The organism is Micromonospora sp. NPDC049662 (assembly GCF_040675055.1).
Lineage (GTDB): Bacteria > Actinomycetota > Actinomycetes > Mycobacteriales > Micromonosporaceae > Micromonospora.
In genome coordinates this window covers 1-10,736 of record NZ_JBFAOC010000098.1, presented here as the reverse complement: position 1 = coordinate 10,736, position 10,736 = coordinate 1, and the positions used below count along the sequence as shown (strand labels likewise).

Below are 10,736 nucleotides of genomic sequence, written 5' to 3'. Positions count from 1 at the left end.
GTTCGCGTCAGAATCTGCGCGATTTCTGACGCGAACCTCTTGATCAACACGACGTGGGGTGGAGGTTTGAGGGTTAGGCGGCTTCGACGATCATGGCGGCGCCTACCGTGCGGTTGGTGGTCTCGTCGATGATGACGAAGCCGCCCGTCGTACGGTTGCGGCGGTACTCGTCGGCCAGCAGCGGCACCGTCGTGCGCAGCCGGACCCGACCGATCTCGTTGAGCCGCAGCTCGTCCGCCGACTCGTCCCGGTGCAGCGAGTTGATGTCCAACCGGTAGTGCAGCCCGCGCACGATCGCCCGTGCCGAACGGGTGGTGTGCTTGATGGCGTACCGGCCACCGACCCGCAGCGGGGCCGTCTCGTCCATCCAGCAGACCATCGCCTCGATGTCCTGGGCGACGGCGGGCGCGTTGTTCGGCCGGCAGATCATGTCGCCCCGGGAGATGTCGATCTCGTCGGCCAGCCGTACCGTCACCGACATGGGCGGGAACGCCTCCGCGACCGGCCCGTCGGCGGTCTCGACGGCGGCGATCCGGCTGGTGAAGCCGGACGGCAGCACCATCACCTCGTCGCCCGGTTTGAGCACACCCGACGCGACCTGACCGGCGTAGCCGCGGTAGTCGGTGACCGTGGTCGACTGCGGGCGGATCACGTACTGCACCGGGAACCGGACGTCGACCAGGTTACGGTCACTGGCGATGTGCACCCGCTCCAGGTGGTGCAGCAGCGACGGGCCCTCGTACCACGGCATGTTCTCCGACCGGGCCACGATGTTGTCGCCCCGCAGCGCGGAGATCGGCACCACCGTCAGGTCCGGTACGTCGAGCTTCGCGGCGAACGCGGTGAACTCGTCGGCGATCCGCTCGTAGACCTCCTGCGACCAGTCGACCAGGTCCATCTTGTTGACGCACAACACCAGGTGCGGCACCCGCAGCAGCGAGCAGAGGAACGCGTGCCGGCGGGACTGCTCGACCAGGCCCTTGCGGGCGTCGACCAGGATCAACGCCAGGTCGGCCGTGGAGGCGCCGGTGACCATGTTCCGGGTGTACTGGATGTGCCCGGGAGTGTCCGCGATGATGAACTTGCGCCGGGGCGTGGCGAAGTAGCGGTACGCCACGTCGATGGTGATGCCCTGCTCCCGCTCGGCGCGCAGGCCGTCGGTGAGCAGCGCGAGGTTGGTGTACTCGTCGCCCCGGGCCGCGCTGACCGCCTCCACGGCCTCCAACTGGTCGGTGAAGAGCGACTTGGTGTCGTACAGCAGCCGGCCGATCAGGGTCGACTTGCCGTCGTCCACGCTGCCGGCGGTCGCGAACCGCAGCAGGTCCATCGCCCGTGCCTCGGGCGCGGTCTCGGTGCCGGCGGCCGGGGCCACGATCTCGGTGCTCATCAGAAGTAGCCCTCCCGCTTACGGTCCTCCATGGCGGCCTCGCTGACCCGGTCGTCACCACGGGTCGCGCCCCGCTCGGTGATCCGGGTGGCCGCCACCTCCTCGATGACCTTCTCCACGGTGTCCGCGTCCGAGCGGACCGCCGCGGTGCAGGAGGCGTCGCCGACGGTGCGGTACCGCACCTGGGCCTTGAACCGCTCCTCGCCGGCGCGCGGCCGGAAGAACTCGTTGACCGCGTAGAGCATGCCGTCGCGCTCGATCACCTCACGCTCGTGGGCGTAGTAGATCGACGGCAGCGGGATGCGCTCGCTGGCGATGTAGTGCCAGACGTCCAGCTCGGTCCAGTTGGACAGCGGAAAGACCCGGATCGACTCGCCCGGGTGGTGCCGGCCGTTGTAGAGCGACCACAGCTCCGGGCGCTGGTTCTTCGGGTCCCACTGGCCGAACTCGTCGCGGAAGCTGAACACCCGCTCCTTGGCCCGCGCCTTCTCCTCGTCCCGGCGGGCGCCGCCGAACAGCGCGTCGAAGCGGTGCTTCTCCACCGCGTCGAGCAGCACGGGCGTCTGGATCCGGTTGCGCATGCCGTCGCCGGACTCCCGGACCATGCCGCTGGCGAGGGCCTCCGGCACGCTCGCCACCACGAGCTGCAACCCCAGCTCGGTGACCCGCTGATCGCGGTACTCCAGCACCTCGGGGAAGTTGTGCCCGGTGTCGACGTGCATGACGGGGAAGGGGATGTTGGCCGGAGCGAACGCCTTCTGCGCCAACCGCAGCATGACGATCGAGTCCTTGCCGCCGGAGAAGAGCAGCACCGGACGTTCCATCTCGGCGACAACCTCACGCATCACGAAGATGCTCTCCGCCTCAAGAGCGTCCAGGTGGGAGACGCGGTAGGCCGCGGGGGAGGTCATGACACTCGCTCGCTCATCCGATTTCCAGACCTTTCCGGTCGGACATGTCAAGAAGTGCGCTCAGGCTACCCGGAATGCCTCTGCAGCGCTGCAAGCAACCGGCTGGCGAGATCCTTGCGACAGACCAGCAGGTCCGGCAGGCGCGGATCCGCCTCGTTGTATCGAAGCGCAGAACCGTCGATCCGGGAAGCGTGCAGTCCGGTGGCCGTCGCCACAGCGACCGGCGCCGCCGAGTCCCACTCGTACTGCCCGCCGGCATGGATGTACGCGTCCACCTCGCCGGTCACCACCGCGGCGATCTTCGCCCCGGCGGAACCCATCGGCACCAGGTGCGCGCCCACATCCTCGGCCAGGTCGGTGAGGAACACCGGCGGTCGACTCCGACTCGCCGCCAGCCGGATCTTGCGCTCGCCGGCGGTCGCCGCCTCGACCGTCATCGGCGGGTACGCCGGCGGATAGTCGGTGCCCAGCACCCGGTGCTGCGCCGGCAACCCCACCGCACCGGCGACCAGCCCGTGCGGGCTCGGCGCGCTCCGCGCCCAGAGCGCCACGTGCACCGCCCAGTCCGAGCGGCCCTCCTCGGCGAACTCCCGGGTGCCGTCCAGCGGATCGATGATCCAGACCCGGTCCGCGGTCAGCCGGGACACCGCTCCCGCGTTCACCTCTGCCGCCCAGGCCAACCGCGAGCCCTCGTCCTCCTCGGAGAGCACCGCGTCCCCCGGCCGCCACCGCGCCAACTCCGTGCGGATCAGGTCGTGCGACACCTTGTCCCCGGCCGACTTCAGCGCCCCGGTGTCCGAGAAGCCCAACTCCGTACGCAGGTCCAGCAGCGCCTGACCGGCCCGGGAGGCCAACCACCGGGCGAACGCCCCGTCGATCATCGGAGGACTGCCCATCTGCCCGCTCCCGTCGCCTCGCCGCGGCCGTGCCCGCACGCACCGATCGGCCGCGACCCGCGTCGCCGGTCACGGCACGCCGAAAGGCGCAGACTACCGGCCCGGCGTTTCCAATCCGGTACGCACCGCCCGACTCAACCCCCGTGATACAGGTTCTGGGTCGGCTCCACGCCCTTGACGATCACCGACTCCACCACGTCGGCAGCCCGGTCCACCAGGAAATCGAGCTCCTTGCGCTCCGCCGCGCCGAAATCCGACAGCACGTAGTCCGCCGGATCCTGCCGCCCCGGCGGGCGACCCACCCCGAACCGCACCCGGACGTAGTCCTTGGTGCCCAACGACTTGGACATCGACCGCAGGCCGTTGTGCCCGCCCTCGCCGCCACCGAACTTGATCCGCACCTGGCCGAACTCGATGTCCAGCTCGTCGTGCACCGCGACCACCTGCGCCGGGGGCACCTTGTAGAACTGCGACAGCGCCGCCACCGGCCCACCGGAGAGGTTCATGTACGTCAGTGGCTTCACCAGCACCAGCTTCGGACCACCGAACCCCAGCCGCCCCTCGGCGACCTCGGCCACCGCCCGCTTGTGCCGACCGAACCGCGCGCCGACACGCCCCGCCAGCAGCTCGGCCACCATGAACCCGACATTGTGCCGGTTCCCGGCGTACTCCCGCCCCGGGTTGCCCAGGCCGACCACCAGCCACGGTCCCGCCTCGTCCGTCACGATCCGCCCCTCAAAACGTCTGCGCCGACTCCCGATACACCGACAGGCGCCCCCGAAGCTCGGGGACGCCTGCCAGCAGAGTACGAACCGATCAGGCCTCGGTACGCGCCTCGGTGTTCTCGTCGCCCTCGGCGGCCGGGGCGGAGTCCGCGCCCTCGGAGCCCTCGGTGGTCTCGCCGACCTCGGCCTCGGCCTCGTCGGTGGCCGTCTCGACCTCGGGCAGCGTCGCCTCGAGCTGCTCCGCCGTCGGCGCGGCGGTCACCGAGGCGACCGGCAGCTCCGAGTCGGCGGCCAGCTCCACGCCGGAGGGCAGCTCGACGTCGGCGGCGGTGATCGTGGTGCCCGCCTCGGCGCCCTCGATCGACGCCTCCAGGTGGTCCGGCACCTTGGTGGCGTCGGCGGTCACCGAGAGGGTGTCGTGGTCGTGCACGATCAGGGTGTCCTTCGCGGCCTCACCGGTCAGCTGGACCGGGACCTCGACGGTGACCTTCTCGCCGCGGCGGACCAGCAGCAGGTCCACGTGCTCGAAGGTGTCCTTGATCGGGTCACGCTGGATCGCCTTCGGCAGCGCCAGCACCTGGGTGCCGTCGGTGATGTCGATCGCGAAGAGCTGGTTGGCACCACCCTTGCGGATCGCGGCGGCGAACTCCCGCGACGGCAGCGCGATGTGCTTGGGCTTCTCGCCGTGGCCGTACAGCACGGCGGGCACCTTGCCGGCCCGGCGGGTACGACGGGCACCACCCTTGCCGAACTCGGTGCGGGGCTCGGCGCTGATCTTTACCTCGGACACGGGGAAACTCCTGATGCTTCGCTGCGGCGGCTTGTCGTCTGGCGGTGCTGGGGCGAGGGGCTCGCTGGGGCTCATGCGTCATGAACGACTGCCCGGAGCACCGCGTCGATGACGGTGCCTCCGTGCGGCGCTCTTCAGCGGCCCGCCGGGCACCCTCGCCGTGGCAACCGCACCAGTCTACCCGAGCCAATTCCCAGGTTTCCGGCAGTCCCCGGTCACGGCGCCGGACTGATCCGCCGGCGGTGTTGCCCGCTGGCGGATCAGCCCGTTTCGACCAGTTTGTCAGCTTTGCCCGCCGGACCTGGCCCGGTTCAGCTCAGACCACCGAACAGGGTGGTCACCGAGCCGTCGTCGAACACCTCGCGGATCGCCCGCGCCAGCAGCGGCGCGATCGACAGGACGGTCAACTTGTCGAGCTGCTTCTCGGGCGGCAACGGCAGCGTGTTGGTCACCACGACCTCGCTGATCGGGCTGTTCTTCAACCGCTCCGTGGCGGGGTCGGACAGGAGCGCGTGGGTGGACGCCACCACGATCTCCGCCGCCCCCGACTCCTTGAGGATGTCCGCCGCCTTCGTGATCGTCCCACCCGTGTCGATCATGTCGTCGACGATCAGGCAGACCCGACCCTCCACCTCACCGACCACCCGGTTAGCCACCACCTGGTTCGGCTTCATCGGGTCACGGGTCTTGTGGATGAACGCCAACGGGCAGCCGCCCAGCCGGTCGGTCCACCGCTCGGCCACCCGCACCCGGCCCGAATCCGGCGCCACCACGGTCATCGGCCGACCCGCGTACCTGTGCTCCACGTACTCGGCGAGCACGTCCATCGCGAAGAGGTGATCCACCGGCCCGTCGAAGAAGCCCTGGATCTGCGCGGTGTGCAGGTCGACCGTGAGGATCCGGTTCGCACCGGCGGTCTTCAGCAGGTCCGCCACCAGGCGGGCCGAGATCGGCTCCCGACCACGGTGCTTCTTGTCCTGCCGCGCGTACGGGTAGAACGGCAGCACCACGGTGATCCGCTTCGCCGAACCGCGCTTCAACGCGTCGACCATAATCAGGGTCTCCATGACCCAGGTGTTCACTCCGTGCGTCACGGACTGCACCACGAAGGCGTCCGAACCACGCACCGAATCCTTGAACCGTACGAAGATCTCGCCGTTGGCGAACTCGTACGCGTCAGCCGGCGTCGGTGCCACGCCGAGCACCTCGCCGATCTCCTTGGCCAACTCCGGGAAACCCCGTCCGGAGAAGAGCATCAGGCTCTTGCGGTTTTCGGCGACGATGCTGCCCATGGGCCCGTCTGCTCCCGTTTGTCGGCGGTTCCCGGCCCGGTGGTGGTGGGTCGGGGACTATTCGGTTGCAGTATCTCCCGCGCCGGACGCACCGCCCACCGTCTCGGCCCGCCCGTGCATTGCCTCACTGTCACTTGCGGTCCCGGTCGCCTCCGACGCACCCTTCGCGTCGCCGGATCGCTGCGCACCCTTCGCGTCGCGGGCACGCTGCGCGGCCTCGGCCGCCGCCGTACCGGCCCGCCGCATCACCACCCAGCCCTCGATGTTGCGCTGCCGCGCTCGGGCGACACCCATCGCGCCCGGCGGCACGTCGTCCACGATCACCGAACCGGCCGCCGTGTACGCGCCGTCGCCCACCTCGACCGGCGCCACGAACATGTTGTCCGCGCCGGTCCGGGCGTGGCTGCCGATCACCGTACGGTGCTTGTTGACCCCGTCGTAGTTCACGAAGACCGACGCGGCGCCGATGTTGCTCTGCTCGCCGATCGTCGCGTCACCCACGTAGGTCAGGTGCGGCACCTTCGAGCCCGCCCCGATCTCGGAGTTCTTCACCTCGACGAACGTGCCGACCTTCGCCTTGTCGGCGAGGCGCGCGGCAGGCCGCAGGTACGCGTAGGGCCCGACGCTCGCGCCCGCGCCCACCTCGGCGCCGACCGCGTGGCTGCGCACCACCGACGCGCCCTCGCCGACGATGGTGTCGACCAGCGTGACGTCCGGCCCGACCAGCGCGCCCGCGCCGACCACCGTGGCACCGCGCAGCTGGGTGTTCTGGTCGACCACCGCGTCGCGGTCCAGAGCCACCGTCACGTCGATCCAGGTGGTCACCGGGTCGAGCAGACTCACTCCGGTACGCATCCACGCCTCGTTGACCCGATCGCGCAGCAGCCGGCGCAGCGACGCCAACTCCACCCGGTCGTTGCAGCCCAGCGTCTCGACATGGTCGACGGCCACGTGCACCGCGACCGGCTCGCCGGCCGAGCGGAGCAGGCCGAACACGTCGGTCAGGTACTCCTCGCCCTGGTCGTTGTCCGTGGAGAGCTTGCCCAGGGCGTCACGCAGCCGGACCGCGTCGAAGGCGTAGATGCCGGCGTTGATCTCGCGGATCGCACGCTGCGCCGCGTCGGCGTCGCGCTCCTCGACGATCTGCTCCAGCCGGCCGTCGGCGTCCCGGACGATCCGCCCCAGCCCGGTCGGGTCGGGCACCTCGGCGGCCAGCACGGTGGCCGCCGCGGCGGCCTCCTCGTGCGCGGTCACCAACGCGCCCACCGTCTCCGGGCGCAGCAACGGCACATCTCCGTTGATCACCACGACCGTGCCGGCGCCCTCCGGCACGGCGTCCAACGCGATCCGCACGGCGTGCCCGGTGCCGAGCTGCTCGGCCTGCAGCACGGGCGTGGCGTCGGGGGCGATCTCGGTGAGATGCGCACGAACCTGGTCGGCGCCGTGACCCACCACGACGACGGTCCGGTCGGCGGCCAGCGGCGCTGCCGCGCTCAACACGTGGCCCAGCAGGGTACGACCGAGCAGGGGGTGCAGCACCTTGGGCAGCGTCGACTTCATCCGCTTGCCCTCACCGGCGGCAAGTACGACGACGGTACGAAGGTGGGGCTGGGGCACGACGTGGCTCCCGTCGGGACGGCGGACACTCTCGCGGCCATGCTAACCACGAGGCCCGGCACGGTTCCCTCTTACCCCCAGGAGAACCCAAAGCGGACTTTCAGGGATAGCTCGGCCGCCAGGGTTCGAACCTGAAATACGGGTACCAAAGACCCGGGTGTTGCCAATTACACCACGGCCGATCGCATCGTCAAGAAGGACGACGCGGCAGGATGCGCATCCCGCCGCTACACCTTAACGCCCGACCTCGTCGACGCCAGCACTCATATCCCTCATGATCCCCTCGATCATCCACGACGTTCGGGCACCGCGCCCCCGTCCGCGGCGATGGCGGCCCCCGCTCAGAAGACGTTGGAGACGGTTGCGCCCGATGCCGCGGCGGTTGAAAATCCGCGCGACGGAAAGCTGTTCAACGGGGCGTACGCGAGGCACCTCGACGGCGAGCAGATCGGTCATGACCAGCAGTTTGGTACGGGCGTGCGACGGTTCTTCGAAAGTTCCTCGTGCGATCTACCGGGCCGTAAGTTACGGTGACGTAGGCGTAGGTTAGTGATCTTTTCCCCGTCCCCCCTGCGAGGTGTCATGTCCACCACCGTGCTCGAACCCAACACCACCGGCCCCGGCCCGAAACCGCTCACCGACGGCACCCAGTCCTCCGGGATCCTGGCTGCCCTGTGGGCGTTCGTCGTGATCCCCTTCGTCGCGCTGCTGGTCGCCGTGCCCGTCGCCTGGGGCGGCTGGCTGGGCTGGACGGACGTGATCATCGGCCTGGTCTGGTACGTGGTCTCCGGGCTCGGCATCACGGTGGGTTTCCACCGCTACTTCACGCACGGCTCGTTCAAGGCCAAGCGGTGGCTGCGGGTGACCCTGGCGGTCGCGGGTTCGCTGGCGGTGCAGGGCGAGATCATCCAGTGGGTGGCCGACCACCGGCGGCACCACGCGTTCTCCGATCTGGAGGGTGACCCGCACTCGCCGTGGCGTTTCGGCACGAGCGTCTGGGCGCTGACCCGGGGCCTGTTCCACGCCCACGTGGGCTGGCTGTTCCGCCGCGAGCTGTCCAACCGGGAGCGTTTCGCTCCGGACCTGATCGCCGACCGGGACATCAGCCGGGTGGACCGGCTCTTCCCCGCGCTGGTGGTCATCTCGCTGCTCGGCCCGGCGCTGATCGGGGGCCTGGTGACCTGGTCGTGGCAGGGCGCGCTCACCGCGTTCTTCTGGGCCGGGCTGGTCCGGGTAGGCCTTCTGCACCACGTCACCTGGGCGATCAACTCGGTCTGCCACGTGTACGGCGAGCGTCCGTTCGCGATGCGTCAGGGCGACCGCGCGTCGAACTTCTGGCCGCTGGCGATCCTGTCGTTCGGTGAGAGCTGGCACAACCTGCACCACGCCGACCCGACCAGCGCGCGGCACGGTGTGCTGCGGGGTCAGGTGGACATCTCGGCGCGGGTGATCTGGTTCTTCGAGAAGGTCGGCGCGGCGTCGCAGGTGCGCTGGCCGAAGCCCGAACGCCTCGCGGCCAAGCTCGTGAAGCCGGTCGCACCCCAGTAAACCGGGCGGTGCCACGGCGGGTCGCCTGGCAGGATGGCCGGATGACCGAGCGACGCGGGGGGACCGGACGGCTCGGCGGACGAGGGCCGCGCCCGATCCGGGTACGGTCGCACGGCACGGCAGGGCGGTCGGGGCCGCCCGCCAGTGAGGCGACGACGTGAACGGGCACAGCGGAGACACCATTCCACGGCAGGGCGTGACGGAGCGCCAGCGAGGCGGCGACATGCCCGAGGTGACTGACGAGCCGGCCGGCCGGCGGCCGGCGCCGGCCGCGGCGGCGAAACCCAAGTCCACCTCCCGGGTACGGATGTCGGCGGCGCAGCGTAGGGAGCAGTTGATCGCGATCGGCAGGCAGCTGTTCGCCGAGCGCGGTTTCGACGCCACCTCGATCGAGGAGGTGGCGGCCCGCGCCAAGGTCTCCAAGCCGGTGGTCTACGAGCACTTCGGCGGCAAGGAAGGGCTCTACGCGGTCGTGGTCGACCGGGAGGTCCGGGCCCTGCTGGACCGGATCACCACAGCGCTGACGGCGGGGCATCCGCGGGAGTTGTTGGAGCAGGCCGCGATGGCCCTGCTGGGCTACATCGAGGAGGAGACGAGCGGGTTCCGGGTGCTGGTCCGCGAGTCGCCGCTGATGTCCGGCACGGCCACCTTCAGCAGCGTGATGAACGACGTCGCCCACCAGGTCGAGCACATCCTCGGCGCCGAGTTCAAGAGCCGGGGGTACGACCCGAAGCTGGCCGAGCTCTACTCGCAGGCGCTGGTGGGCATGGTCGCGTTGACCGGCCGCTGGTGGCTGGAGGTGCGCAAGCCGCGCAAGGAGACGGTGGCGGCGCACCTGGTCAACATGGCGTGGAACGGGTTGTCGCACCTGGAGGCGAAACCCACGCTGATCACCGCCCGCCGGCACTGACCCCGGTCTCAGCTCCGGTGCGCGTCTGCCACCGGGTGTTTGCGGCGTTCCAACTCCGCCTCGGCGTGCTCCGACGGGCCGACCTTGTCGTAGAGGCCGGTGCCGAGCAGGATCAGACCGAACAGCATCGACACGATCACGGTCGACATCGAGAAGTTGAGGAAGTTCGCGTCGGTCTGCAGCACGGACATCATCAGGATGCTGGTCACCAGGAACACCACCCCGGCGGTGAGGTTCATGTAGTGGCCGAGGTTGGTGCGCCGGGACGCACCGATGATCAAGACGACTCCGAAGACCACCGAGGCGAGCGAGAAGGCCAGGTTGGTCCGTAGCCCGAGGGCCCAGGTGCTGCTGCGGGCGAAGAGCGGGTCACCGATCGTCTCGGCCACCCCCCAGACGCCGAAGACCAGGATGTACACGCCGATCAGCCCGGAGAGCACCCGGTAGAGCGGCCGTGCCGGATGGTTGACCGGAAAGTGCGGCATACCCGAGACCCCATCCACCTGAGTTCGACCGTTTCAGGAGGATTGTCACCCAGGGCAGACCCGGCTGTCCGAAGAACCAGGAAGCCGGAACGGTCCGCCGAATGGCTGGACCAGGTCAGGTTTTCGCCGGAGCCCGAGCTGCGCAGGGATCAAGCCTGACCGCCCGGAGCAGCTC

Annotated in this window: 11 protein-coding genes and 1 tRNA gene; 2 read left to right on the top strand and 10 right to left on the bottom strand. The window is 69.7% G+C overall.

Translation table 11 applies throughout. The features are described from left to right. Positions 1-73: 73 nt before the first annotated feature. The 9 genes from AB0J36_RS33760 to AB0J36_RS33720 all read right to left on the bottom strand — a co-directional run bounded on the left by AB0J36_RS33760 (position 74) and on the right by AB0J36_RS33720 (position 8,074). Positions 74-1,387 carry a GTP-binding protein gene (locus AB0J36_RS33760; protein ID WP_357124588.1) on the bottom strand — a complete coding sequence of 438 codons (1,314 nt, stop codon included), beginning with the start codon at positions 1,385-1,387 and terminating at the stop codon, positions 74-76. Further along, complete coding sequence (cysD, locus tag AB0J36_RS33755; protein ID WP_357124584.1) at positions 1,387-2,298, bottom strand: sulfate adenylyltransferase subunit CysD; 912 nt, start codon at positions 2,296-2,298, stop codon at positions 1,387-1,389. The genes AB0J36_RS33760 and cysD overlap by 1 nt, the downstream gene beginning before the upstream one ends. Positions 2,299-2,363: 65 nt before the next feature. Beyond that, positions 2,364-3,194 carry an inositol monophosphatase family protein gene (locus tag AB0J36_RS33750; RefSeq protein WP_357124581.1) on the bottom strand — a complete coding sequence of 277 codons (831 nt, stop codon included), beginning with the start codon at positions 3,192-3,194 and terminating at the stop codon, positions 2,364-2,366. A gap of 134 nt (positions 3,195-3,328) precedes the next feature. Further along, on the bottom strand, positions 3,329-3,919 hold the full coding sequence (gene pth / locus AB0J36_RS33745; protein WP_357124578.1) for an aminoacyl-tRNA hydrolase: 591 nt from the start codon (positions 3,917-3,919) through the stop codon (positions 3,329-3,331). Positions 3,920-4,010: 91 nt separating this feature from the next. Continuing rightward, positions 4,011-4,709 (bottom strand): 50S ribosomal protein L25/general stress protein Ctc, encoded by a 699-nt coding sequence (locus AB0J36_RS33740; protein WP_357124575.1) that lies wholly within the window; start codon positions 4,707-4,709, stop codon positions 4,011-4,013. A gap of 311 nt (positions 4,710-5,020) precedes the next feature. Further along, on the bottom strand, positions 5,021-6,001 hold the full coding sequence (locus AB0J36_RS33735) for a ribose-phosphate diphosphokinase (protein WP_355048964.1): 981 nt from the start codon (positions 5,999-6,001) through the stop codon (positions 5,021-5,023). 57 nt (positions 6,002-6,058) lie between these two features. Next, complete coding sequence (glmU, locus tag AB0J36_RS33730) at positions 6,059-7,618, bottom strand: bifunctional UDP-N-acetylglucosamine diphosphorylase/glucosamine-1-phosphate N-acetyltransferase GlmU (protein WP_357171844.1); 1,560 nt, start codon at positions 7,616-7,618, stop codon at positions 6,059-6,061. Positions 7,619-7,728: 110 nt separating this feature from the next. Next, positions 7,729-7,800, bottom strand: a tRNA-Gln gene (locus AB0J36_RS33725). 52 nt (positions 7,801-7,852) lie between these two features. Next, positions 7,853-8,074: a hypothetical protein gene (locus AB0J36_RS33720; RefSeq protein WP_357171845.1), complete on the bottom strand. Its 222-nt coding sequence runs from the start codon at positions 8,072-8,074 to the stop codon at positions 7,853-7,855. Positions 8,075-8,200: 126 nt separating this feature from the next. Here AB0J36_RS33720 and AB0J36_RS33715 point away from each other — a divergent pair, with 126 nt between their 5' ends. Both AB0J36_RS33715 and AB0J36_RS33710 read left to right on the top strand, forming a co-directional pair. Then, positions 8,201-9,166, top strand: coding sequence for an acyl-CoA desaturase (locus tag AB0J36_RS33715; RefSeq protein WP_357124565.1), 966 nt, complete (start codon positions 8,201-8,203; stop codon positions 9,164-9,166). A gap of 223 nt (positions 9,167-9,389) precedes the next feature. Beyond that, entirely contained in the window at positions 9,390-10,076 is a 687-nt protein-coding gene (locus AB0J36_RS33710; RefSeq protein ID WP_357124562.1) for a TetR/AcrR family transcriptional regulator, read from the top strand. Between the two features lie 8 nt (positions 10,077-10,084). Here AB0J36_RS33710 and AB0J36_RS33705 read toward each other — a convergent pair whose 3' ends face one another. Then, positions 10,085-10,561 (bottom strand): DUF4383 domain-containing protein, encoded by a 477-nt coding sequence (locus tag AB0J36_RS33705; protein WP_357124559.1) that lies wholly within the window; start codon positions 10,559-10,561, stop codon positions 10,085-10,087. Positions 10,562-10,736: the final 175 nt, after the last annotated feature.